Source organism: Zobellella denitrificans (assembly GCF_002407485.1).
In the GTDB taxonomy this organism is placed as follows: Bacteria; Pseudomonadota; Gammaproteobacteria; order Enterobacterales; family Aeromonadaceae; genus Oceanimonas; species Oceanimonas denitrificans.
In genome coordinates, this window is record NZ_CP012621.1 from 3857290 (window position 1) to 3881509 (window position 24220).

General features: G+C 60.9%; 19 protein-coding genes. 13 read left to right on the plus strand and 6 right to left on the minus strand.

Annotation, left to right across the window (positions count from 1 at the left end):
- Window positions 1-6: 6 nt before the first annotated feature.
- The 4 genes from hslO to AN401_RS18220 all read left to right on the plus strand — a co-directional run bounded on the left by hslO (window position 7) and on the right by AN401_RS18220 (window position 3792).
- Window positions 7-876, plus strand: coding sequence for an Hsp33 family molecular chaperone HslO (gene hslO / locus AN401_RS18205; protein WP_094039393.1), 870 nt, complete (start codon window positions 7-9; stop codon window positions 874-876).
- 172 nt (window positions 877-1048) lie between these two features.
- Complete coding sequence (pckA, locus tag AN401_RS18210; protein WP_094039392.1) at window positions 1049-2662, plus strand: phosphoenolpyruvate carboxykinase (ATP); 1614 nt, start codon at window positions 1049-1051, stop codon at window positions 2660-2662.
- A 382-nt stretch (window positions 2663-3044) separates the two neighbouring features.
- Entirely contained in the window at window positions 3045-3530 is a 486-nt protein-coding gene (locus AN401_RS18215) for an Lrp/AsnC family transcriptional regulator (RefSeq protein ID WP_096780110.1), read from the plus strand.
- A 16-nt stretch (window positions 3531-3546) separates the two neighbouring features.
- Entirely contained in the window at window positions 3547-3792 is a 246-nt protein-coding gene (locus tag AN401_RS18220; protein ID WP_096780111.1) for a Rho-binding antiterminator, read from the plus strand.
- A 1-nt stretch (window position 3793) separates the two neighbouring features.
- Here the strand turns inward: AN401_RS18220 and AN401_RS18225 are convergent, their stop codons facing one another.
- Both AN401_RS18225 and AN401_RS18230 read right to left on the minus strand, forming a co-directional pair.
- Window positions 3794-5959, minus strand: a complete 2166-nt coding sequence (locus AN401_RS18225) for a methyl-accepting chemotaxis protein (RefSeq protein WP_198401768.1) — start codon at window positions 5957-5959, stop codon at window positions 3794-3796.
- Window positions 5960-6176: 217 nt separating this feature from the next.
- Window positions 6177-6803 carry a DUF1826 domain-containing protein gene (locus AN401_RS18230; RefSeq protein WP_096780112.1) on the minus strand — a complete coding sequence of 209 codons (627 nt, stop codon included), beginning with the start codon at window positions 6801-6803 and terminating at the stop codon, window positions 6177-6179.
- Between the two features lie 97 nt (window positions 6804-6900).
- On the opposite strand from AN401_RS18230, the gene zigA reads away from it, so the two are divergent.
- Window positions 6901-8100 carry a zinc metallochaperone GTPase ZigA gene (gene zigA / locus AN401_RS18235; protein WP_096780113.1) on the plus strand — a complete coding sequence of 400 codons (1200 nt, stop codon included), beginning with the start codon at window positions 6901-6903 and terminating at the stop codon, window positions 8098-8100.
- Window positions 8101-8171: 71 nt separating this feature from the next.
- Entirely contained in the window at window positions 8172-8654 is a 483-nt protein-coding gene (gene greB, locus AN401_RS18240) for a transcription elongation factor GreB (RefSeq protein ID WP_094039386.1), read from the plus strand.
- Between the two features lie 117 nt (window positions 8655-8771).
- Here greB and AN401_RS18245 read toward each other — a convergent pair whose 3' ends face one another.
- The 4 genes from AN401_RS18245 to AN401_RS18260 all read right to left on the minus strand — a co-directional run bounded on the left by AN401_RS18245 (window position 8772) and on the right by AN401_RS18260 (window position 14334).
- Window positions 8772-10406 (minus strand): BCCT family transporter, encoded by a 1635-nt coding sequence (locus tag AN401_RS18245; protein ID WP_096780114.1) that lies wholly within the window; start codon window positions 10404-10406, stop codon window positions 8772-8774.
- Between the two features lie 91 nt (window positions 10407-10497).
- Window positions 10498-11907, minus strand: coding sequence for an aldehyde dehydrogenase family protein (locus tag AN401_RS18250; protein ID WP_198401769.1), 1410 nt, complete (start codon window positions 11905-11907; stop codon window positions 10498-10500).
- A gap of 103 nt (window positions 11908-12010) precedes the next feature.
- A complete protein-coding gene (locus tag AN401_RS18255) occupies window positions 12011-13051 on the minus strand; it encodes a homoserine dehydrogenase (RefSeq protein WP_096780116.1) in 1041 nt (346 codons plus the stop codon).
- 80 nt (window positions 13052-13131) lie between these two features.
- Entirely contained in the window at window positions 13132-14334 is a 1203-nt protein-coding gene (locus AN401_RS18260; RefSeq protein WP_096780117.1) for a cystathionine gamma-synthase family protein, read from the minus strand.
- Between the two features lie 391 nt (window positions 14335-14725).
- Here AN401_RS18260 and AN401_RS18265 point away from each other — a divergent pair, with 391 nt between their 5' ends.
- From AN401_RS18265 to AN401_RS18285, 7 genes are all read left to right on the plus strand, one after another.
- Window positions 14726-15628 carry a LysR substrate-binding domain-containing protein gene (locus AN401_RS18265; RefSeq protein WP_096780118.1) on the plus strand — a complete coding sequence of 301 codons (903 nt, stop codon included), beginning with the start codon at window positions 14726-14728 and terminating at the stop codon, window positions 15626-15628.
- A gap of 256 nt (window positions 15629-15884) precedes the next feature.
- Window positions 15885-18215: a Tex family protein gene (locus AN401_RS18270; RefSeq protein WP_096780119.1), complete on the plus strand. Its 2331-nt coding sequence runs from the start codon at window positions 15885-15887 to the stop codon at window positions 18213-18215.
- A 546-nt stretch (window positions 18216-18761) separates the two neighbouring features.
- Complete coding sequence (locus AN401_RS19895; RefSeq protein ID WP_157772327.1) at window positions 18762-19205, plus strand: hypothetical protein; 444 nt, start codon at window positions 18762-18764, stop codon at window positions 19203-19205.
- A 111-nt stretch (window positions 19206-19316) separates the two neighbouring features.
- Window positions 19317-19862: a hypothetical protein gene (locus tag AN401_RS19900; protein ID WP_157772329.1), complete on the plus strand. Its 546-nt coding sequence runs from the start codon at window positions 19317-19319 to the stop codon at window positions 19860-19862.
- 333 nt (window positions 19863-20195) lie between these two features.
- The gene (locus AN401_RS19905; protein WP_157772331.1) at window positions 20196-21560 is read left to right on the plus strand and encodes a hypothetical protein; all 1365 of its coding nucleotides are present in this window, start codon (window positions 20196-20198) and stop codon (window positions 21558-21560) included.
- A gap of 404 nt (window positions 21561-21964) precedes the next feature.
- Window positions 21965-22690, plus strand: a complete 726-nt coding sequence (locus AN401_RS18280; RefSeq protein ID WP_096780121.1) for an endonuclease NucS domain-containing protein — start codon at window positions 21965-21967, stop codon at window positions 22688-22690.
- A 284-nt stretch (window positions 22691-22974) separates the two neighbouring features.
- Window positions 22975-24219, plus strand: coding sequence for an MFS transporter (locus AN401_RS18285; RefSeq protein WP_096780122.1), 1245 nt, complete (start codon window positions 22975-22977; stop codon window positions 24217-24219).
- The last annotated feature ends 1 nt before the right edge of the window (window position 24220 follow it).

Sequence of the window (24220 nt, forward strand, 5' to 3'; positions counted from 1 at the left end):
TCCCTTATGACCAAGACCGATCAACTCCACCGCTATCTGTTCGACCACCACCAGGTGCGCGGCGAATTGGTGCAACTGCAGCAGAGCTTCCGCCAGATCCTGGCCGCCCAGGCCTACCCGGCGCCGGTGCAGCGCCTGCTGGGCGAACTGCTCACCGCCACCAGCCTGCTCACCGCCACCCTCAAGTTCGAAGGCCACATCACGGTGCAGCTGCAGGGCGACGGCCCGGTCAAACTGGCGGTGGTCAACGGCGACCACCGGCAACAGCTGCGCGGCGTGGCCCGCTGGGAAGGGCTGGTGCCCGACAGCAACCAGCTTGCCGACCTGGTCGGCAAGGGCTACCTGGCCATCACCATCACTCCCGACGAGGGCGAACGCTACCAGGGCATAGTGGAGCTGAGCGCCGACTCCCTCGGCAAGAGCCTGGAAAACTACTTCGCCCAGTCGGAGCAATTGGCCACCCGCATCTGGCTGTTCACCGACACCCATGCCGGCCAGCAGCTCGCCGCCGGCCTGCTGCTGCAGGCGCTGCCCGCCGGCAACGCCGAACAGGAGAACGACTTCGCCCACCTCGAAACCCTCACCGACACCATCAAGGCGGAAGAACTGCTGCACCTGGACGCCCACGAGGTGCTGTACCGGCTGTACAACCAGGAGGCGGTGCGGGTGTTCGATCCCCAGGATGTCAGCTTCCAGTGCACCTGCTCCCGGGAAAAATGCGAGCAGGCCTTGCTGCAGGTGGGCAGGGATGAAGCCTACGATATTGTGAAAGAACACGGCAAAGTGGAAATGCACTGCGACTACTGCGGCCAGCACTATCGTTTCGATGCCGCTGATTTACAGACATTATTTAATAATCCGCCGACATTGCATTAACATTTCGGGATAACAAAAAGGGGCATTTCGCCCCTTTTTGCTTAATTCGCCGCGCAAAATTGCAAATTTTGAAGCTGATCCCCTAAACGCCGCCTGATAACTGATATTCTCTTGTTCCAAAACAACACTAATAACGATCGCTACCCAACCCCTCTGTACCCAGGAGATAACAATGACGTCCAAGGCGCAACAATTAGGCCTTTCCCAATACGGTATTACCGACGTAACCGAGATCCTTTACAACCCTTCCTACGACCAGTTGTTTGAAGAAGAAACCCGTGCAGATTTAGAAGGCTACGAAAAGGGCGTGGTAACCAGTCTGGGCGCCGTTGCGGTGGACACCGGCATCTTTACCGGCCGCTCTCCGAAAGACAAATACATAGTGCGTGACGACGTCACCCGCGACACCGTGTGGTGGGCCGATCAGGGCAAGAACGACAACAAGCCCATGAGCCCCGACACCTGGGAACACCTCAAGGGCCTGGTTACCCGCCAGCTGTCCGGCAAGCGGCTGTTCGTGGTGGACACCTTCTGCGGCGCCAACCCGGACACCCGCCTGTCCGTGCGCTTCGTCACCGAGGTAGCCTGGCAGGCCCACTTCGTGAAGAACATGTTCATCCGTCCCACCGAGGAAGAGCTGCAAGGCTTCGAGCCCGATTTCGTGGTGATGAACGGCGCCAAGTGCACCAACCCCAACTGGCAGGAGCAGGGCCTGAACAGCGAAAATTTCGTGGCCTTCAACCTGACCGAGCGCATGCAGCTGATCGGCGGCACCTGGTACGGCGGCGAAATGAAGAAAGGCATGTTCTCCATGATGAACTACCTGCTGCCGCTCAAGGGCATCGCCTCAATGCACTGCTCCGCCAACGTGGGTCAGGACGGCGACGTGGCCATCTTCTTCGGCCTCTCCGGCACCGGCAAGACCACCCTGTCCACCGACCCCAACCGCCAGCTGATCGGTGACGACGAGCACGGCTGGGACGACGACGGCGTGTTCAACTTCGAGGGCGGCTGCTACGCCAAGACCATCAACCTGAGCCAGGAAAACGAGCCCGAGATCTACGCCGCCATCCGCCGCGACGCCCTGCTCGAGAACGTGACCGTGCTGGCCGACAACAGCATCGACTTCAACGATGGCAGCAAAACCGAGAACACCCGGGTTTCCTACCCCATCCACCACATCGACAACATCGTCAAGCCGGTGTCCAAGGCCGGTCACGCCAAGAAGGTGATCTTCCTTACCGCCGACGCCTTCGGCGTGCTGCCGCCGGTGAGCAAGCTGACCCGTGACCAGGCCCAGTACCACTTCCTGTCCGGCTTCACCGCCAAACTGGCCGGTACCGAGCGCGGCATCACCGAGCCCACCCCCACCTTCTCCAGCTGCTTCGGCGCGGCCTTCCTGAGCCTGCACCCGACCCAGTACGCCGAGGTGCTGGCCAAGCGCATGGACGCGGTGGGTGCCGAAGCCTACCTGGTGAACACCGGCTGGAACGGCACCGGCAAGCGGATCTCCATCAAGGCGACCCGTGCCATCATCAACGCCATCCTCGACGGCTCCATCGAAAACGCCGACTTCGTGACCCTGCCCTACTTCAACGTGGCCATCCCCACCGAACTGCAGGGCGTGGAAGACGTCTCCATCCTGGATCCGCGCAACACCTACGCCGAGCCGGCCCACTGGGACGCCAAGGCCCTGGATCTGGCCCAGCGCTTCGTGAACAACTTCGAGAAGTTCACCGACACCGCCGAGGGCAAGGCCCTGGTGGCCGCCGGCCCGCAGCTGTAAGCACAGCGCCCCGGCACCTCTACAGCCCCGGCCAGCGCCGGGGCTTTTTTGTGGCCGCACAAACGCAAAAAGAGCGCTCGAGGCGCTCTTTTAATGCCGGCATCGGCCGTGTCTTTGCTTCCGCTACACCCGGTGCTGGTGGCGCCGGTCCACACTACCCGCCCGATAAGGCCTGGTGTGCTCGGTGGGGCTGGCCGGGGGGATAAGCCCGGTTCGCGGCAGGGTCCGAGGGTGTCGGTCCGCCTGTCCCAGAAGATGGAACCATAGTAGCGCCAAAGCCGGGGCGAGTGGTTGCAAAGATAAAGTCATTTCCGCCCCTTAACGCAATAACTCTCCCCACCTATAATCCATTAAGAACAGTTATTGCCATAAGGACAGATTCTTGAGCAACCTCCTCCAACTCGACCGCACCGACAGGCGCATCCTGGAGCTGATGCAGCGCCACGGCCGCATCAGCAACCTGGAGCTGGCCGAGCGGGTCGGCCTGTCGCCCTCGCCCTGCTCGCGCCGGGTCAAGGCGCTGGAAGAAGCCGGCCTTATCCTCGATCACGTGACCCGGCTCAACGCCGCCAAACTGGGGCTGACCCTGCAGGCCTATATCCACATCTCCCTGGACCGGCACACCCCGGAGCGGTTCGAGGCCTTCGACGCGGCCATACTGGCGTTTCCCGAGGTGCTGGAGTGCGATCTGATCACCGGCACCGAGGCCGATTACCAGCTCAAGGTGATAGTGCGCGACATGGAGCACTACCAGCAGTTTTTGCTGGGCAAGCTGACCCGGCTGGAGGGGGTGACCGGGGTGCGCTCCAGCTTTGTGCTGCGGCGGATCAAGCAGGACACCGCCCTGCCCCTGGAGCACCTGGGCTGAACCGGAGGAACACACCATGATGAGCTGCGATCAGCATGACTACCTCGAAATCGCCTGCCTGTACCGCTACCGGATCCGGCTGACCCTGGCCTCGGGCCACCAGCTGACGGGCATCGCCCTCGACACCCGCCGCGACGGGGATCGGCAGGAGTGCCTGCTGCTGGGCACCGACGGGGCCGAGCGACTGGTGCGGCTGGCGGAGCTGACCCGCATGGAGGCGCTTACCGACAACCCCCACTTCCGGGCCGTCGACTTCGACTGAGTCATGCCGGTCGCGTCGTACCAGCGCCCCGGCTGACCTCGAAGCTGCCCACCAGTTGCTGCAGGCCGAAGGCGGTGCCCTTCACCTGTTCGGTGCTGCGCTGCAGCTCACCGAAGGACGCATTCATCTCCTCGGTGAGATCGGCGATCAGCGCCGTGGCCTGGCGGTTCTGCTCGCGGGTCTCGGCCATGTCCCGGATGGCGGTGAACATCTGCTCCACCTTCTGCTGCAGCCGCTGCTCCGCCTCGCCGCCCTGGTCCACCAGACGCAGGCCCTGATCCACCTCGGCCACGCCGTTTTCCATCATGGCCACCGCCGCCCGGGTTTCCCCCTGCATGCCTTCCACCTTGTGGCGGATGTCTTCCGCCGCCACCGCGGTGCGGGCCGCCAGGGCGCGCACCTCGTCGGCCACCACCGAAAAGCCCCGGCCGAACTCCCCGGCCCGGGCAGCTTCGATGGCGGCGTTGAGCGCCAGCAGCTCGGTCTGCTTGGTGATGTCGCTGATGGCGGAAACGATGTCGTCGATCTCCGTCGCCCGGCCGTCCAGGCTTCGCACCACCGCCGCCGAGCTGGACACCACCTCGCGGATGCGCTGGTTGCCGTCCCGGGCCGACAGCAGTTGCTGCTGGGTCCGCACCACCACCTGATCCATGGCCTGCTTCATCTCGCCGGCGGTGGCGCTGGCCAGATCCAGTTGCTGCTGCTGGCTGGCCAGGGCCGCCAGCATCTGCTCGATGGCGGAGGACAGGGTGCGGGAGTGATCCTGGGTTTGCCGGTTGACCCGGAACAGCCCCTGGTTGCTCTGCTCCAGCCGCTCCGCCATGGCGATCACCGAGCCCATCATGCCGTCCAGGTTGTCGATAAAACTGTTCATCCACATGCCCAGCTCGCCGGTTTCGTCCCGCCCCAGGCGCGACTTGTCCAGCCGCTGGCGCAGGTTGCCCTCGCCTTCGGCCAGGGTGCGCACCACCCCCGTCATCTCGTTCAGCCGGCGCGACAACCGCCTGGGTTCCAGCCGGGTAAAGCACCAGCCGGACAGCAGCAGCATCAGCAGGTTGCCCAGCAGCAGGGGGGCGAGCGCCAGCTCCAGCCCGGCCGCCGCCAGGTTGAAGGCCGGCACCGGCAGCACGCAGGCCTGGTAGCCGGCCTGCAGCTGCCAGCCCAGGGGGCGGCGGCTGAACACCTCGGCCAGATCCGCCTCGCACATCATGCCGAAACGATCCGGCGAGCCGGGCAGGGAGAAGGTGACGCCCTTGCCCACCACCGGGATATGGCGGTAGTCCGCATAGCCCGGGTAGCGCACAAAGCAGTTGTGGCCGCGTTCTATGGTGCTCTTCACGCCCGGGTGCAGCTCGCCGGTGGCCGGATCGGTGAAGCGCAGCTCCAGCTCGGTATGGTGGTGGATGCGGATCTGGCCCCAGGGGGTGTTGATGCCCTCCTTCAGGTTTTCGCCGCCGCCGAAGGTGCTGTCCTCGAAGCGGGAGCGGGACAGGGCGGTGCCGGGGGCGATGCGCGAGTCGAAACGGGATTCGACCATAAACAGGTAGTTGTCGCCCGAATCGGGGTAGATGTGCCCCGCTTCGCGCTGGATAAGGTCACTCATCACATCGTTCGGCACCCGGGCGCACAGCAGGCCGCGCAGCTCGTCCTTCACCCGCACCGGAAAGTAGAACATCAGGGTCATGGCGTCGTGAAAGCGCGAGCTGGAAGGGCCGAGCCGCAGGGTGACCGGATCCGCGTAGGGGCCGTGCAGAAAGGGTCTGGCCCCGGCCTTGGCCAGTACCTTGGCGTCGGTGTCGGCCTGCCCCTCCCGTCCGGCCTGGCTGGAGGCCAGCACCCGCCCTTCGGCCGACAGCATGAACAACTCGGAGCAGTCGCCGTTTTCCCGGCACTGATCCCGCAGCAGGGCGCCGTTGGCGGCCGGCTGCCGCCAGTCCAGCCGTGGGCCCAGGGTTTCGAGAAAGTACCACTGCTGGCCTGCCCAGCGCTGGAGCAGGCTGACCCGGGTGGCGGCAAAGCCGCCGAACACCTGCTCCAGGCCGGCGATGCTGCGCCGGTTGAGCCAGCAGGCCCGCTTCATCCTGAGGCGCAGGGCCAGGCTCATGCGGGGGCCGCGCCCGGCCATATGGGGGGAAACAAACTGACCGCTCATGGCTGCCGATTCCATGCAAACTCCTTGTTTTTAGTGCTTTTTCAACACCTTCAGCAAGAAGCGTTCCATGGCGTGGAAAAGACGGAGCTGCCCCGCTCGGACCATTTCCAAGCATTAAAAATACCACCTTGGTGGTATTCGTGGTGCTTTATCCGGCGGCACCGCCACCGCCGCCCGGCAGCGCACCACAACAGAACACCAAAATGGTGCGAGCGCACCTGTTTGGTTCGGTTCAGTCGGCAAAATCCATCGACAGGAACAGCCGCCGGTAGCCGGTGGGCACCGGCGGCGAACGGTGCCACAGGCCCCGGCCTTCTTCCCCTTCCCAGCCGTCGCCCTTCATCAGCGCCACCTCGCCCACCGCCAGTTGCTGCCACTGCTCCGGCTCCCGCCCCCCTTGCGCCAGCAGCTGGTTACGCTGCTCCTGGTTGAGCCAGTGGGTGCCCGGGCCGGAATAGGTGCACACCAGCCGGCAGGGCAACCGGTCCACGTGGAAACGCGGGCACATGGCGGTTTGCAGGCTGGCCAGGCGCACGCCCACCCGGGGCAAATCGAACAGGCAGGCGAACATCTCCGCCAGTTGCTGCACGTCGGCGGCCAGGGCCTCCCGGCCGGGCAGATCCGGCAACTGCCCGGCCAGCTCCCCTGCCACCGCCTCGGCCGGCACCAGCTCGCGCACGCTGACCCGGCTGTCCGCCTGCAGCAGCCGCTGCACATAGTCGGCCACCCCGGCCGGCAGGGGCCGCTGCCATACCGCCAGGTTGCAGTCGGGCTCATAGATCCGGGTGAGGGTGGCGGGATCGCCGCCCTGCACACTGACGGGGGCGAAACAGGACGACAGCTGATCGGTAATGCTCATGACCGGGGCTCCTTGCTGATACAGGGGATAAACAAACTGTGTTATGTTATAACAACTGATTCATCATAAGCCATGGCAAGCAAGCGGAGCAAACACAATGTCCAGCCCTTCCCCCCTCCCCGTGACCGTGCTGTCCGGTTTTCTCGGCGCCGGCAAGACCACGGTGCTGAACCATATCCTCAACAACCGCCAGGGCCTGCGGGTGGCGGTGATCGTCAACGACATGAGCGAGGTGAACATCGACGCCGCCACCGTGCAGCAGCAGGTGAGCCTGCACCGGGGCGAGGATAGGCTGGTGGAAATGAGCAACGGCTGCATCTGCTGCACCCTGCGCGAGGATCTGCTGCTGGAGGTGCGCCGGCTGGCCGGCGAGGGCCGCTTCGACTGCCTGGTGATCGAATCCACCGGCATCTCGGAGCCGATGCCGGTGGCCGAAACCTTTACCTTCGAGGGCGAGGACGGCAGCCGCCTGCACGACATCGCCCGGCTCGACACCCTGGTGACGGTGGTGGACGCGGTCAACTTCCTGGCCGACTTCCAGGCCGCCCAGGTCCTGGCCGAGCGGGGCGAGAGCCTGGGCGAGGACGACGAGCGCAGCGTGACCGACCTGCTGATCGAGCAGGTGGAATTCTGCGACCTGCTGCTGGTGAGCAAGACCGACCTGGTGAGCCCGGCGCAACTGGCGGAGCTGACCGCCATCCTCGCCCGGCTCAACCCCGAGGCCGAGATCCTGCCCATCCGCCAGGGCCGGGTGAACCTGGACAAGGTGCTGGCCACCGGCCGCTTCGACTTCGAACGCGCCGCCCGCGCCCCCGGCTGGCTGCAGGAGCTGCGCGGCGAGCACCGCCCGGAGACCGAGGAATACGGCATAGGCAGCTTCGTCTATCGCGCCCGCCGCCCCTTCCACCCCCAACGTTTCTTCGACTTTCTGCACCGGCCCCGGGACGAAGGAAGGCTGCTGCGCTCCAAGGGCTTTTTCTGGCTGGCCAGCCGCCCGGATTTTGCCGGCCAGTGGAACCAGGCCGGCGGCATCGCCTACCACGGCGGCGCCGGCCTGTTCTGGCAGGCGGTGCCGGAGGAAGACTGGCCCGAGGACGAAGAAAGCCGGGAGCATATCCTGGCCAGCTGGGCCGAGCCCTACGGCGATCGCCGCCAGGAGCTGGTGTTTATCGGCCAGGGCCTGGACCAGGCCGGGCTGTGCCGCGAGCTGGACGCCTGCCTGCTGACCGACGAGGAACTGCACCAGGGCCCCGCCGCCTGGCAACAACTGCCCGACCCCTTCCCGGCCTGGGAATAGCCGGGGGCTTCCCTCTTCCCCGGCGCTGGGACACAATAGCCGGCACCTTTCAGGCCACGGAACACCCGCCCATGAAAACCAACCTGATCACCCGTGCCGGCTGGCACAAGCTGGACGACGAGCTCAAGCACCTGTGGAAGGTGGAACGGCCGGCGGTGACCCAGGCGGTATCCGAAGCCGCCGCCCTGGGCGACCGCAGCGAAAACGCCGAATACATCTACGGCAAGAAGCGGCTGCGGGAAATCGACCGCCGCATCCGCTACCTGATGAAGCGGCTGGAGGCGGTGAAAATCGTCGACCACGACCCGCGCCAGAACGGCAAGGTGTTCTTCGGCGCCTGGGTCGAGCTGGAAAACGAAGAAGGTGAAACGGTGCGCTACCGCATCGTCGGCCCCGACGAGATCGACACCAAAAACAACCATATCACCATCGACTCGCCCATGGCCCGGGCGCTGATCGGCAAGCAGGTGGACGACGAGGTGCGGGTAAACACCCCCTCGGGCGTCAGGGAGTGGTACATCAACCACATTCGATACAGCCCCTTCGAAGACTGATGGCCGCCCCGGCTCGGCAGATACCGCCGCAACACCCTTGCCCCGACATGCAAAACCCCCGGCCATCGGCCGGGGGTGTCACCAGTCAGGCAGTGAACCGCTGAAAACAACCGGGCATCAGCCCGATACCGGTTTCTGGTATCCAAGCGGTTCGACCGCTTCCTCGCCTTGCTCCGTTGTTTCCACGGCCGGTACCCGGGCCCGGTGATGGGCGATGCACTGCGGCCTCAGTTCGGCGGCAAAATCCTGGTATGCCCAGCGCAGCAGTGACACGGCCATGATGAACAGTACGGGGATCATCGGCAGCGCAACGAGCACCGTTGACGACTGCACCGCCTGCAAACCGCCCACCGACAGCAGGCCAATGCCAACCACCGCCAGCAGCAGGGTCCACAGGATACGGTTCCAGCGCGCCGGCTCCTGGTACCCGGTGATGTCCTTGGTACAAATGGCCGCCAGCATGTAGGCCGAAGAGTCGACCGTCGTCGCCAGGAACACAAAGCACAGCAGCGTAAAAATCGGCAGCACCAGCGCGGAGTTGGGCAGCGTCTGCAACACGGCCACCACCGTCGCCGGAATGCCTTCTTCGGCGAGAATGGCCTGCAGATTGAGCGTGCCGTTGATATCGATATCGATGGCGTAGCCACCCCAGATGGCAAAAAAGGCCCAGCATCCGACGCTGCCCCAGGTCACCCCGTGCAGTATCAGTTCCCGGATGGTCCGGCCACGCGATATCCGAGCCACAAACAACCCCATCATGGGCGCATAGGCAACCCACCATGCCCAGTAGAACATGGTCCAGCCTTCGGGAAATCCGCCCTGTTCAATGGGATCGGTCCAGAAGTTCATACGGAAAAAATTATCCATGAACAGCCCGAGGCTGTTGGTCCAGAGCTTGAGCAAGAAGACGGTAGAGCCGGCCACCAGCACGAAGCCGAGCAACGCCAGGGCCAAAATCGCATTGATATTGGAAAGGGCCTGTATCCCCTTGTTCAGGCCGTTGTAAACGCTCCAGGAAATCATCAGGATCCAGGCGGCCAGGATAAACATCTGCAAACCGAAAGAGTCTTCGAAGCCAAACATGGTCTGAAACAGCTTGGAGACCAATGGCACAGAAAGCCCCAGTGAGGTGCCGACACCGCCCACTATCGAAAATATCACGGTGACGTCGATGATCTTTCCGATAATGCCGTCGACCCTATCCCCCAACACGCCACGGCAGGCTTCACTCAGGCGCAGTACATTGACCCTGCGCACATAGAGCGCATAGCCTATCGGCAGCGCGGGCATCAGATACAGGGCCCAGGGCACGATTCCCCAGTGAAACATCGGGTACATGGCGGCCCACTCAACCGCGGCAGGGGTACCCGGCTGCACCCCGAGCGGAGGGGTCGTCATAAAGTAAAGCGGTTCAATAAAGGCCCAGTTACAGATGGATATGCCGATCCCGGCGCAAAAAAGCATCGCTATCCAGGATACCGTATTGAACTCGGGCTTATCTTCCGCCGCGCCCAGCTTGATTTTTCCCACCGGGCCGAAGGCGAGCCAGCACATGAAAAAGAAACTGCCGACCACGGACAGCAGATAAAGCCAGCCGAACTCGCCCGTCACCCAGTTCAGCATCGCCGCTACTATTTCCTTGCCTGCAACAGGGTTGATCACAAGGGGGACACTGGCGGCCAGAATGAGAATGGCGGCGGGCCAGAGAATGGCGGGATCGACCGCCATTTTATTCTGTTGATGTTTGTTCATATGACATACCTATCAAATTATTCCCTGATGATATTGCCGGGCCAACCACCACGGCCAAGGGCCCGGCAACCTTCCCTCTCGGTTCAGAAAATCAAAAACCGCTGGTTTTAAAACACACCACCTTGGTCTCGGTCATTTCCTGAATAGAGAATTTCACGCCTTCCCTGCCAATACCCGAGTGTTTGACGCCACCGAAGGGCATGGCATCGATACGGTAATCGGAACTGTCATTAATCATCACCCCGCCAACCTCGAGGCGACGAATGGCAGAGAAGGCCTTGTTGATATCCTGGGTAAATACGCCGGCATGCAGCCCGAAGTTGACCCCATTGGCTTTGTCGATGGCCTCATCCAGGCTGTCGAACGGCTCAACCATGACCACGGGGCCGAAGATCTCCTCCCGGGCCAGGCGACAGTTGTCCGGCACCTTCTCGAGTATGGTCGGAAGGTAGAAGGCCCCGTTGCGCTCGCCGCCGCAGAGCAGGCGGGCGCCGTTGGCAAGGGCTTCGTTAACCCAGCTTTCCACCCGCTCGGCCTCGGACAGGCTGATCATGGGGCCGACATCGGTTTCTTCGCTCTGCTTGCTGCCGACCCGCAGGCTGCGGGTCCTGTCCACCAGGGTGTTGAGGAATTCGCCGTAGCGGGCGCGGTGCACATAAACACGCTGCACACCGAGGCAGTTCTGCCCGGCGGCCCAGAAGGCGCCGGAAACGATCGCCTCGACCGCCGGCCCGAGCTCCGCATCGTCGAGCACCAGCGCCGGAGAGCTGGCGCCCAGCTCCATGCTCATTTTCTTCAGCCCGGCTTTCTGCATCAGTGCCTTGCCGGAGTTCAGCCCGCCGGTAAATGAAATCATGCGCACATCGTCATGGGTGATCAGGTGATCCCCCATGTCTTCCGGAAAGCCGGGCAGCACCGACAGCACGCCGTCGGGCAAGCCCGCCTGGGCAAAGGCTTCGGCCAGCAGCAGGGCGCTCAGGGGAGTTGCCGGTGCCGGCTTCACGATAATGGCGTTACCACTGGCCACCGCGGGGCCTATCTTGTGCGCGACCAGGTTGAGCGGATCGTTAAAGGGTGTGATCGCCACGATGAGCCCCACCGGAAAGCGATAGTAATAACCGACGCGTCCCTCGCTGCCCGGCATTTGGTCGAATGCAATGGTCTCGCCGTTGATGCGCCGCGCTTCTTCGGCGGAAAGCCTTAAGGTCTGTATGCAGCGGTTCACTTCCTTGGTGGCTTCCCGCCGGGTTTTACATCCCTCCGACACAATGGCGTCGATATAAACATGGCGGTTGTTTTCAACAACGTCCGCCGCGCCGTGCAATATTCTCATTCGCTCGTGCACCGGCATTGCCGCCGCCACTTCCGCGCCGGCCTTGCCGTTGCGGATGGCCGCAAGCACATGGGATTCCCGGGCGGAAGCAATTCTGGTAATCAGGCTGTTTTTCTCGGCATTGAACAGGTCGTAGGTGTTATCCACGCCGACCCATTGCCCGGACAAAAACAGTTTTCCTTCCATAGACTCTACAGATATTGACGTCATGGTCATTTTCCAATCACAAAGCGGGTAATGCCATTAAAAAGAGAATGGGTCTTTTAATGGTTCAGATTTGATGGCGATGAATATTGATAAGATCGATCAGGATGGAATATCCCGTTTCTGTTTTTCCGGCACCGGGCCCGATCAGGGTGATGGGGCCGGCCAGGTCGCATTCATAGGTGATGGCATTCAGCGCCCCGCCAACGCCGGCCAGCGGATCGGTGAGCGGAATGGCAACCGGCCCCACACTGGCCTGGACACTGCCGCCCTCGCGCCGGCACCTGGCCAGCAGCTTCCAGATTTTGCCTTCGCGTGACGCCCGGGCAATATCCTCCGGTGAAATATCACGAATACCCCGGCAGAGAATGTCTTCCCGTTTGAGGGGGATGCCCATTACCACATTGGCGAGGATGGCCGTCTTGTACTGGGCGTCGTACCCTTCCACATCGCTGGTCGGATCGGCTTCCGCATAGCCTTTTGCCTGGGCCTCGGCCAGGGCGTCGTCGTAGCCGACCCCTTCGGCCATGCGGGTCAGCATAAAGTTGGTGGTGCCGTTCAAAATGCCCCTGACTTCGCTGATGTCATTGCCGGACAGCGCGACCAGCGGCATGCGCAAGGCCGGCGTTCCGCTCATTACCGTGCCTTCAAAGCCCCAGCGCACGCCGTGCGCCTCCGCCATCCGCGCGAGGCTTTCATAGGCGAGCGATACCGGCCCCTTGTTGCTCATCACCACGTTTTTCTTGCATTCAAACGCCAGCCGGCAATGGTCGATGGCCGGCTGGCCCGTCTTGCCATCCGTATAGGTCAGCTCGACCACGGTGTCGGCGTTGCTCTCCCTGATGGTGTCGAAGCTGTCCCGGCCGCGCACCAGGCCCGGCTCGTCGGGGTAGCTGTCGAGGGAGCCGGTGGTGCGAACGGCCTTCAGCAGCTCGGGAATATCGAGCCCGTGCGGATGATAGAGGGAGCCCTTCATCAGGTCCGATACCGCGACGATGCGGGCGTCGAACCCCAGCCCTTCGCGCAGCGAGGCGGCCTTGTCATGCAGTATCTCGGCGAGCCCTTGCCCAACGACACCGAAGCCCAGTATTGCAACGTTATGCGCCATAAATCGTCCTTGCTTTATTGAGAGTGGAACAGCGCCACATGGCTGCGACTGGCGCCAACCATGCGACATATTGAATATCCTTAAAGGGATTGCCGCAGCTGGTCGAACGCCTGCTGCAGATCCGCCAGCAGGTCGTCGGTGTCTTCAATACCCACCGAGATGCGCACCAGGCCTTCGGAGATACCCAGGGCCAGCCGTTCCTCCAGCGTGTTTTCCACATGGCTGGTGGTTCTTGCCGGGCCGTATATGGTTTCCACCGCGCCGAGGTTGCCGGCCCGGTTGGCATAGACCAGTTTTGGCAGGAGTATCCTGACCGCGTCCATGCCGTGCCTGAGGACAAAACTGACGATGCCGCCGTATCCCTTCATCTGGCGTGCGGCGATGTCATGACCCGGGTGCTCCGGCAACCCCGGATAGTTGACCTGCTCGACCAGCGGCTCGCCTTGCAGGTAACGCGCCAGGGCCATGGCACTGGCTTCCTGCTGGCGCACCCGCAGCTTGAGCGTTTTCATGCCGCGGATGATCAGGTAGGCGGAGAAGGCATCGAGGGAGGAGCCGTTGATTTCCCGGTAGTGCGCCACCCGCCGCATAAGCTCGCCGGAGCCGCACACCACGCCGCCCATCACATCCGCATGGCCGCTCAGGAACTTGGTGGCGCTGTGCAGCACTATGTCCACCCCCAGTTCCAGGGGGTTCTGATTGAGTGGCGTGGCGAAGGTGTTGTCAATGATCACCAGGGCGCCGGCCGCCTTGCCGGCACGGGCCAGCCGTTCGATATCCAGGATCTTCAGGGTGGGGTTGGTCGGCGTTTCCAGGTAGAGCACCGCACAGCCTGCGGCGATTTCGCGTTCCAGCAGGACCATGTCTTCCGTGGGGCAGAGCCGCACCTCCACCCCCATGCCCGGGAGGAACTCGTCGAAAATCTTGTTGGTGCCGCCGTAGGTGTCCTTGACGGACACCACCCGATCGCCGGGCCGCAGGAAGGTGTACAGCGTGCTGCTGATCGCGGCCATTCCGGTTGCAAAGGCAACCGCATTGTCGGCGCCTTCCAGCACGCAGATTTTTTCTTCCAGGGCGCGCACCGTGGGGTTGCTCATGCGGCTGTAGATATGCCCCGGCTTCTCACCCATGGCGACGTCATACCACTCGTCGATATCGTCATACTGAAAGGCGGCGCTGAGCATGATGGGCACCTGGGTGGCGTTATGGGCAAGCGCGGCTTTTTCTCCGGCCCACACCACCTTGGTACCCGCGCCGGCGTTTTTGTAATCGGCATTGTTCATGGATGCTGTTCCTTTTTACTATTGAATCATTACCCTGCAACGGGGCTCCCGAGCCGTCGGCAGAGGCCGTTGCATTAGCAAACCCCTGGCAACCGGCCCGGGTCACCGCTGTCGTCCACCCTCGGTTTGGGGGCGGAATTGATACCCTGGCGGTATAACCGGCACCAGAAACATGCATTTATGTGCCGTTTTCATTGCCATCTGTTTCTTTAAACCGGTTTCCTGTAGCCTTGCTGCCAAGAATGACCGAAACGAAATAAATCCGGAAACGAATAAAAAACGGCCTTAGGGGTCGTTTTGCTAATGGGTTGCCCCGGCGGCGGACCTGCCGTTTACGGATGACAACAAGCCCTCACTGGAAGAGTGTTGGTATGCAAGTGGAATGGACGCGATGAAAAACAAGGCACTGCCCCCCCTGAACTGGCTGCGCTCCTTTGAAGCGGCGGCCAGGCTGCTCAGCTTTACCCAGGCGGCCAACGAGCTGCATATGACGCAGGGCGCCATCAGCCAGCAGATCAAAAGCCTGGAAGCGCAGCTGAACACCCCGCTGTTCAAACGGCAGGCCCGCAGCATCGAGCTGACGGAAGAAGGCCTGGCCTACCTGCCGATTGTGCACGGCGCCATCCAGAAGCTGATGATCGCCACCAACGAGATCTTTGGTGAAGGGCACCGCAAACAGGTCAAGATCCGGGGCAGCATGGCGTTTTTCAGCTACTGGCTGAATGCGCGCCGGCTGACCTCTTTTCAGGCGGAGCACCCGGACATCAACCTGCAACTGAACACGGACATCTGGCTGCGGCAGGAAGAGATGGCGGGAGACCTGGAAATCCGCTGGGGCAAGGGACAGTGGACGGGCGTGAATGTCGAAAGGCTCAGCCGGGATACCCTCTTTCCGGTCTGCTCTCCGGCGCTGCTGGCCAGGCAGCCGCTGCGGCAGGTGGACGATCTGCGTCATCATGAACTGCTGCATGTGATGGGCTACGAGGAAGGCTGGGGAGAATGGCTGCAGTTTGCCGAGGCGACGCGCGTCAACCCCTCCGAAGGCATGCAGTTCGACACCTACGCCTGCGTGCTGCACCTGGTGGAATCCGGCTTCGGCGTGGCCCTGGGCAGGCTGTCTTTGGTGGAAGACCAGTTGAGGGATGGCACCCTGATAGCCCCCTTCGGCCAGCGGCTGCCCAGCAGCGAGGACTTCTACCTGGTGTACCCGCAGGAAGGCTTTTCCAACCCTTATGCCAGGCGCTTCGCCGACTGGCTGCTCAGGAACACCAGCGGCCGCTCATTGCCGCCCTAGCCCGCGGACAACGGGCGTCCGATGCGGCCGGGCCGGACCAGCCCAGCGGATGCCGAAAACCCGAACATGGTTTTAATGACCCGCCATCGCTTGTAGAGTACGGCACATGTTTCCGGGAACCTCTGGAAAGTGCCGGCTTGTCGTTGTCGATTCAAGCGATGGCCAGGTGGACGACGAGGTGCGGGTAAACACCCCCTCGGGCGTCAGGGAGTGGTACATCAACCACATTAGATACAGCCCCTTCGAAGACTGATTTATGACCAATATCAACCAATTACTGGCGCAGGAACTGGGCGTGGCCCAGGCCCAGGTCAACGCCGCCGTGGCCCTGCTGGACGAAGGCGCCACCGTGCCCTTTATCGCCCGTTACCGCAAGGAAGTGACCGGCGGCCTGGACGACACCCAGCTGCGCAACCTGGACAGCCGCCTCGGCTACCTGCGCGAGCTGGAAGACAGGCGCGCCGTTATCCTCAAGTCCGTCGACGAACAGGGCAAGCTCACCGAGGCGCTTAAGGCCGAGCTGCTGGCCGCCGACACCAAGACCCGGCTGGAAGATCTCTACCTGCCCTACAAGCCCAAGCGCCGCACCAAGGGGCAGATCGCCATCGAGGCCGGGCTGGAACCCCTGGCCGACGCCCTGTTCAACGACCCGGGCCAGGATCCCCAGCAGCTGGCCGAGGGCTATATCAAGGCCGATGCCGGCATAAATGACGCCAAATCGGCGCTGGACGGCGCCAAATACATACTGATGGAGCGCTTCGCCGAGCAGGCGGATCTGCTGGAGGCGGTGCGCCGCCATATGTGGCAGCACGCCCTGTTGCAGGCGCGGGTGATCGCCGGCCAGGAGCAAGGCGGCGCCAAGTTCAAGGACTACTTCGAGCACCAGGAGCCCATCGCCAAGGTGCCCTCCCACCGGCTGCTGGCCATGCTGCGCGGCCGCAACGAGGGGGTGCTCTCCTTGAGCCTGGTGGTGGAAACCGAGGCCGACAGCCACCCCTGCGAGGGCATTATCGCCCGCTTTGTGGGCTGGCAGAACAAGGGCCGCGCCGCCGACCAATGGCTTGCCGGGGTGATCAGCTGGACCTGGCGGGTGAAGCTCTCGCTGCAGATGGAAACCGAGCTGCTGGGCCAGGCCCGGGAGCAGGCGGAGGAAGAAGCCATACGGGTGTTTGCCCTCAACCTCAAGGATCTGCTGATGGCCGCCCCCGCCGGCGCCCGGGTAACCATGGGCCTGGATCCGGGCATCCGCACCGGGGTCAAGGTGGTGGTGGTGGACGGCACCGGCAAGCTCCTGGAGCAGGCCACCGTCTATCCCTTTGAGCCGCACAAGAAGGTGGAGCAGAGCCTGCGCACCCTGGGCGAGCTGTGCCGCCGCCACCAGGTGAGCCTGGTGAGCATCGGCAACGGCACCGCCTCCCGCGAGACCGAGCGGCTGGTGGAGCAGCTGATGAAGCAGGCGCCCGAGCTCAAGCTGCAGAAGGTGGTGGTGAGCGAGGCCGGCGCCTCGGTCTATTCCGCCTCGGAGCTGGCCGCCAACGAGTTTCCGGATCTGGACGTGTCCCTGCGCGGCGCGGTGAGCATCGCCCGCCGGCTGCAGGATCCCCTGGCCGAGCTGGTGAAGATCGATCCCAAGAGCATCGGCGTGGGCCAGTACCAGCACGACGTGTCCCAGACCCAGCTGGCGCGCAAGCTGGAAGCGGTGGTGGAAGACTGCGTGAACGCCGTGGGGGTGGACGTGAACATGGCCTCGGCGCCGCTGCTGGCGCGGGTGTCGGGCCTGACCCCGGCCCTGGCCCAGAACATAGTGGCCTTTCGCGACGAGCAGGGCGCCTTTGCCGAGCGCAAGCAGCTGCTGAAGGTGCCGCGCCTGGGGCCCAAGGCCTTCGAGCAGTGCGCCGGCTTTTTGCGCATCCGCGAGGGCAAAAACCCGCTCGACGCCTCCGCCGTGCACCCCGAGGCCTACCCGGTGGTGGAGCGCATTCTGGCCAAACTGCAACAGCCGGTGAACGGCCTTATCGGCAACAGCGGCCTGCTCAAGACCCTGGACGCCCGCGACTACACCGACGAGCACTTCGGCCTGCCCACGGTGCAGGACATTTTGAAGGAGCTGGACAAGCCGGGCCGGGACCCGCGCCCCGAGTTCAAGACCGCCCGCTTTATGGACGGGGTGGAAAAGCCCGCCGACCTGATCCCGGACATGGTGCTCGAAGGGGTGGTGACCAACGTTACCAACTTCGGCGCCTTTGTGGACATTGGCGTGCACCAGGACGGCCTGGTGCATATCTCGGCCCTGACCGACCGCTTTATCAAGGATCCGCGGGAAGTGGTAAAGGCCGGCGATATCGTCAAGGTGAAGGTGCTGGAGGTGGACCTGCAACGCAACCGCATCGCCCTGACCATGCGCCTGGAGCAGAGCGCCGCCGACCAGGCCGGCGGCAAACCGCGCCGGGACGAGCGCAACCAGGGCAGCCGGGGAACCGGCGGCAACAAGGGCCAGACCAGCAACCGCCCCGCCCGCCGCGAGCAGCCCGCCCCCCAGGGCGCCATGGGCGCCGCATTGGCGGCCGCCTTGCAGAAGAAAAAGTAACAAAGAGGCCCGGGGCAACCCGGGCCATTACGGCATATCGCCCCGGCAGGCCTCTTTCAGATGTCTCCCCCGGGGCCCACTCCGACTCCAACACCCCGCAGGCTTCTTTCAGATGTCTCCCCCGCGAAGGCGGGAGTCCATAAACCGGAGCATGGTCCCGATATCCGGCCGCGCACTTCAACCCGCGCACCGATTGTTTACTTATTAACCAATCGCTACCTTAAAACACAAAAACCGCACCACCGGCTAGACCCTGTTGGCACCTGCCGCTAAGCTGCTTTTTACAGCATATGGGGCGCTGTAACCCAAGGGCGGTAGCGTGCCTAATAACTGGAAACCCTTTATATTAACCTAGTGGAAAGTTACATCTGCTAGGATAGCCTTGAAAGCCGCATGGTTACTGGACTGAAGACTGTTCGAAATTGCCCCGTGTTAATATCTACACTTTATTTCATCAAAACTAATCATCAATAGATAATATAAAAAACCAGACAACAATCCAATTTCCTTACAGTTAAAAACAGCCTTATAAAAAGGAGAATAAAAATGAATTCCATATTGAAAGCATCAATCTCCTTTTCACTAATCATTATGATAGTTGGATGTGGAGATTTTGGGGAAACACCTGAAGAGCCTTGGATGGGATTTACCACAAATAAAAAAAACGAAAAACCGCAATGGTGGTATAGTACTTATCAGTCCTATGATGCATGCATGGAAGCAATGAACTGGGGCATAACCAACACAGAATCTAAGGATTATTACAAAGAACCAGTTGGATGTGGTTACTACAGCAACAATAAAATAAAGACTATATTTATCAACATATTCATAGCAGACATGAAATATTTTGAATGTATCATTGAGTCAAAAAACCCTGAAATGAGAAGAAGAAAAATGAAATACGGGCCACTACTTAAAGGCTATGACAATCCCTGCGTAAGCGACTCAAGACAAAGAGTGGTTTTTTCCAACCCAGTTAAATACTAAACAAGCTTGTAGCCAAACAATTAAATCAACAGACTCTTCGGGGCTGGGACAGTCTTTCCGCCGCTTTGCGGCTACAAGTCCGCCCCAAAGCCGGGCGTTATTGGATATTCAATGGCACTTAATCCATCACTAGATTCTATCGAAGCGCTCTACAGGAAATTAGAGCGGGAAAGCTATCGTGCCTATCACGCAAAAAGCAGAACCCACAAAGCAGATCACCTATATAACTTTTGCATTACCGCTCATTCACTTAGAGACTATTTCATTGAAAGGAAAAATCTGAAGGGCGAAGATAAGAAAAAGCAAATCCAGTCATGGAATACGAATGAAGCTCTAGTGGCCGTAGCAGAAATAGCAAACACCTCAAAACATTTCACTTTACGCGACTACAAAACGAAAAGACCAAAAACTCCCGGCACAAAGAGTTTTATCCAAAAGAAAGGTAAGTTTATTGATGTGTATGCAAATAATGCTGGAGAGATAGAAACATATTTAGTGGAAGGGCAAGATTGCATGATTACGCTAGCTAGCGGAAAGAAGTACAACCTGTACCTCTTTACTAAGGAGGTGTTAGAATATTGGCGCTCATTCCTTAAAGCCAACGACATAAGAATAGTTCGGCAACCGCTAAGGAGACTAATTGACGGCGCCACCTAGTCGGGTGCCGGGGGTTTCTAACCCTCAGCCCCCACAACACCCTGCATGCAGGTCCGCACTAGGCGTTTCACTTAGAATGGTGAAGCTTGATCCATCCATCACGCAGCGCATATCAAGTATACGAGAGAACGTTGCGCCTTGTGTGCGCCTTGGGGTCAGGTCTTGTCTTTTGCTGCTAGTTTTCTCGTTAAAAAGGAAAGGCCTGACCCTCTAGCCTAATATGGATAAGTGTCGTAATCTTGTTGTTGATTTTTGCATTGGAAATGTAAGCCAGAAGTGCTGAAATATCAAAGCCGAAATAAATCCTGTTATTAAATAAGGAGTGCTATTCTCATGGAGCAAGACCACGAGCAGCGCATTGCCAGAGCGATAGTTGAAGGTGACTGGGAAATTATCTGTCCTGAAATGCAATTGCTTTCTTGTCCTGGTTACCACACATCGATGTTTGATGGTTCGGGGGTAATTCGATCTCGAAAGGGGGGGCACCTATCGTTTGAAATCATCGGGCGCTATCTAACTGGTTTCCCTCCTCTGATGAGCCAAGAGCAAGGTGTTCACGGTCAGATTCCAGACGATGATCAGCATGTCATGCTAAGAGCTGTTGCTGCTGATGGGCGTGAATGGCGAAGCAACTGGATCACCCCCCGAGCATATCCTGCAAGCACGAAAACATGTACCTGGCGCGTCGCAAGCGGTATTGAGTCACTCCTGTGCTCAGAGACTAGGCCTCAGTCTGATAGCAGCGAGGGTCGACTGTACATAGACTCGCCAAGTCTCAGCTTTGATGCTAAGACTCACACAGTGATGAAGGCTGGCGACGATGTGCTGCTGGAACAGTGGTCGATCGATCGGCATGAGGGGTATTTAGGCTTGGCAGCCGTAAGCTATCGACAGACTGATCGCCGCTGGCTTGTTGTTCGAGCTAAACAAGAAACGCCAATGATGCCAAACTGGGCTGGTTTAGTGTGTCAAGCGCTGTCGTTCTCTTTGGCATGCACAGTCCGTCCAGTTGTAGCTGTTCGAGAGTTTAATAATCGAATAGATACCTGTTTGTTCTCGGGGCCGTTTTCGTGCCATGGCTCGTACCTGACTAGGCCTGTTCCCCCGGATGACCCCGCTTCGTTTTGGCTGTGTGTGAAGCGATTTTTCGAGTGGTTTTCGGATGCTGACACAGCTTTAGCTGAGAAGGTTTTTGACGAGCTCGAAGGTGTTCGGGGAGGATCGATGGGATCGATTCGAACAGCCGCGCTTACAATTGCAGCCGCCGTCGAAGCTCTTTCAGATGTCCTGCTGAAAAATAGTGGTAGTGGTCGTGAAAAATTGACAGGTTTGGGCTCTCTGGTAAAGCACATCGAGACTTGGGAAGGGAACGACGATCTTCGCGGCAGAGCGCTGAATGCTGTTAGATCTTTCCAGAAAGTGCGCACGGTGGATCGGCTCTATCAATTTGCTCGTGAGCGCGGCATCCCGGATGAGCGAATTTCTTCTTGGAAAAAGCTTCGAGATATCGCCGCTCACGGAAAAGCTCCCAGCAGTCGCCAAGAACTGGTGGATCGTTATTACTCGACAGTCGAACTGTTTTATCGATTGATCGCAGCGTCCATTGAATATGACGGCGCTATTTTCGAAACGGCGACTTACGGTTGGGGTATCGATGAATGGGGCTTCCGATCTACTGGTCGCGACCATGGCGCTTGATTATCAGGTAACAATTAACAACCACAAAAACGCCCCTTCACCTTAGTAGCTGTCCGCAATCGCGGAAAGAATAGAGAGGATCGTTTAAGCAGCCTGCCCAAGCGACTTGCAAGCGCCTTGGGATCAGGTCTTGTCTTTTGCTGCTAAAACTCTCGTTAAAGAGGAAAAAGGCAGGACCTAACCCTTTAGCCCTTCCATGGATGAAAGCTAAGGAAATCAACCACTCACCGGGAGCAGTATGATCAGCACAGCTCTCCATCGACGTTGGCCCTCCTACAGGGAACTTTCACCCTATCAGTTTACGCCCATGCCGGGAGCACACAATCGTAGTCACAGGAACAAAAATTTCCGCTGCGCTTCAATTTTTCCCGCGCTGCGGGCGTTATCTAACAGGGGAAGGATCTATGGCAAGCATTCGTAAAGCACACTACGTCCTTCTGCCGGGCGAAGACGGTAGCGTCACCTTACATGCCATGAAAGAGTGGCTAAGGCAGAATCCGACCTTCGTAGTTGATGGACTCGATGCAACTCAAAGCACATCGCAGCAGCTTCGAGCTAGCCTCAGAAAGCAGGGTTGGACATTGCAGGAGACGGATACTGAGTTCCGGTTGATACCGCCTGGCGCACAGTACGAGTCAGGCTCAGTGCTGAGAGAGTTGCTCGACGAGCCTGAGAAGGACACGAACACCGCGGACGGGGAGGAAGCGGCATTTGGTCTCGAGCACCAGTTGCGCGATTTCCTTGCTCAGAACCTCGCGTCGATCCCAGTCAACGGAAGGCGCTTGCGCGTATATGTCGATCCAACCGGAAGAGATGGCGTGGAGTTCCCAACTGCGGTTGGGCCAATCGATATTCTCGCGGTTTCGGATGCCGATGAGTTCTTTGTGTTCGAGCTCAAACGCGGCCGAACCCCGGACTACACCATAGGCCAGCTGATGCGCTACATGGGCTGGGTAAGTCAGACAATCGGCCATGGTAAGGCAGTTCACGGAGTCATCGTCGCCAAGCAGATCAGCGAGTCAATGCGGTACTCAGTATGCGTCGTGCCCAACGTCAGCCTGTTCGAGTACGAGGTTTCCTTTCAGCTTCATTCTTCGTCGCTTGTGCCGCCGCCCGGTGCTGTTGGCTAATATACGTTCAAGCGGACTGCGGGGAATCCACTTCTCGCCATGGAAAAGCCATTACCAGGCTCGCTCTTATCAGGCCAGGCCATCGGCCTCCGCCCACAAAAACACCCCCTCACCTTGGTGGCGGCCCGCAATCGCGGCCAGAATAGAGAAGATCGTTTAAGCAGGCGGCCCAAGCGGCCTGTGACGCCGGCGTCGGCCAGGGTCGGATTGCCCTCCCCGGCCGACACCCAACGGTAAAGGAGGCGTGCGATGATCGGCCCCACTCCCCATTCGAGGATCTCTCCATGACCACCCTTACCCTTAAAAACCGTGCCGCCTGGTCCTGGGCGCTGTACGACTGGGCCAACTCCACCTTCGCCACCACCGTGCTGGCCGGCTTTTTTCCGGTGCTGTTCAAGCAGTACTGGGCCGGGGAGATGGCGGCGGCCCAAAGCACCTTCTGGCTGGGGCTGTTCAGCTCGGCGGCCAGCCTGCTGGTGATGCTGATGTCCCCCTGGCTGGGCACCGTGGCCGACCGGCACGGCGCAAAAAAGCGCCTGCTGCTGCTGTTCACCCTGATCGGGGTGCTGCCCACCCTGGGGCTGTTCTGGGCCGGCGAGGGCCAATGGCTGCTGGCGGCGCTGCTGTTCGCCGCCGCCAGCGTCGGCTTTTTCGGCGGCCTCACCTTTTACGACGCCCTGCTGGTGGACGTGGCCGCCCCGGAAGAGAGCGACCGGGTCTCGGCCTGGGGCTATGCCCTGGGCTACCTGGGCGGCGGCCTGCTGTTCGCGCTCAACGTGGTGATGGCCACCCAGCCCGAGTGGTTCGGCCTGGCCTCGGCCACCCAGGCGGTGAAGGTCTCCTTCGTGATGGTGGCGGCCTGGTGGACGCTGTTTTCCCTGCCGCTGTTCTTCTGGGTGAAGGAGCGGCCCGCCGGCGCCGCTGCCGGCACCGACACCAGCTTCGCCGCCCTGGTCGCCCTGCTGCGGCAGGCGGCGGGCCGGCCGGCGGTGTTCACCTTCCTTATCGCCTACTGGCTCTATATCGACGGGGTGCACACCGTTATCCGCATGGCGGTGGACTTCGGCATGGCCCTGGGCTTCGACAGCAACAGCCTGGTGGCGGCGCTGCTGATGGTGCAGTTTATCGCCTTTCCCGCCGCCGTGGCCTTCGGCTACCTGGGCGAGCGCATCGGCACCCGCAAGGCCATCTACCTGGGGCTGCTGGTCTACGTGGGGGTCACCGCCTGGGGCTACGGCCTGCAAACCGAGCGCCAGTTCTTCCTTATGGCCGGGGCCATCGGCCTGGTGCAGGGCGGGGTGCAGGCGCTGTCCCGCTCCTTCTATTCCCGGCTGATCCCCGCCGACCAGGCCGGCGCCTACTTCGGCCTGTTCAATATGGTGGGCAAGTTCGCGGCGGTGCTGGGGCCCCTGCTGGTGGGGGCGGTGGCGCTGGCCACCGGCAGCAACCGGCTGTCGCTGCTCAGCCTGCTGGTGCTGTTCGCCCTCGGCGCCTGGCTGCTGACCCGGGTGCGCGAGCCCGGCCGCTGAG

Excerpts from the sequence above, each read along its gene's own strand:
- AN401_RS18255 (WP_096780116.1), bottom strand. The coding sequence starts at position 13,051 with ATGGCGCATAACGTTGCAATACTGGGCTTCGGTGTCGTTGGGCAAGGG.
- AN401_RS19895 (WP_157772327.1), top strand. The coding sequence starts at position 18,762 with ATGAATTCCATATTGAAAGCATCAATCTCCTTTTCACTAATCATTATG.
- AN401_RS18245 (WP_096780114.1), bottom strand. The coding sequence starts at position 10,406 with ATGAACAAACATCAACAGAATAAAATGGCGGTCGATCCCGCCATTCTC.
- pckA (WP_094039392.1), top strand. The coding sequence starts at position 1,049 with ATGACGTCCAAGGCGCAACAATTAGGCCTTTCCCAATACGGTATTACC.
- greB (WP_094039386.1), top strand. The coding sequence starts at position 8,172 with ATGAAAACCAACCTGATCACCCGTGCCGGCTGGCACAAGCTGGACGAC.
- AN401_RS18230 (WP_096780112.1), bottom strand. The coding sequence starts at position 6,803 with ATGAGCATTACCGATCAGCTGTCGTCCTGTTTCGCCCCCGTCAGTGTG.
- AN401_RS18285 (WP_096780122.1), top strand. The coding sequence starts at position 22,975 with ATGACCACCCTTACCCTTAAAAACCGTGCCGCCTGGTCCTGGGCGCTG.
- hslO (WP_094039393.1), top strand. The coding sequence starts at position 7 with ATGACCAAGACCGATCAACTCCACCGCTATCTGTTCGACCACCACCAG.
- AN401_RS18265 (WP_096780118.1), top strand. The coding sequence starts at position 14,726 with ATGAAAAACAAGGCACTGCCCCCCCTGAACTGGCTGCGCTCCTTTGAA.
- AN401_RS19900 (WP_157772329.1), top strand. The coding sequence starts at position 19,317 with ATGGCACTTAATCCATCACTAGATTCTATCGAAGCGCTCTACAGGAAA.
- AN401_RS18220 (WP_096780111.1), top strand. The coding sequence starts at position 3,547 with ATGATGAGCTGCGATCAGCATGACTACCTCGAAATCGCCTGCCTGTAC.
- AN401_RS18270 (WP_096780119.1), top strand. The coding sequence starts at position 15,885 with ATGACCAATATCAACCAATTACTGGCGCAGGAACTGGGCGTGGCCCAG.
- AN401_RS19905 (WP_157772331.1), top strand. The coding sequence starts at position 20,196 with ATGGAGCAAGACCACGAGCAGCGCATTGCCAGAGCGATAGTTGAAGGT.
- zigA (WP_096780113.1), top strand. The coding sequence starts at position 6,901 with ATGTCCAGCCCTTCCCCCCTCCCCGTGACCGTGCTGTCCGGTTTTCTC.
- AN401_RS18225 (WP_198401768.1), bottom strand. The coding sequence starts at position 5,959 with ATGGAATCGGCAGCCATGAGCGGTCAGTTTGTTTCCCCCCATATGGCC.
- AN401_RS18260 (WP_096780117.1), bottom strand. The coding sequence starts at position 14,334 with ATGAACAATGCCGATTACAAAAACGCCGGCGCGGGTACCAAGGTGGTG.
- AN401_RS18280 (WP_096780121.1), top strand. The coding sequence starts at position 21,965 with ATGGCAAGCATTCGTAAAGCACACTACGTCCTTCTGCCGGGCGAAGAC.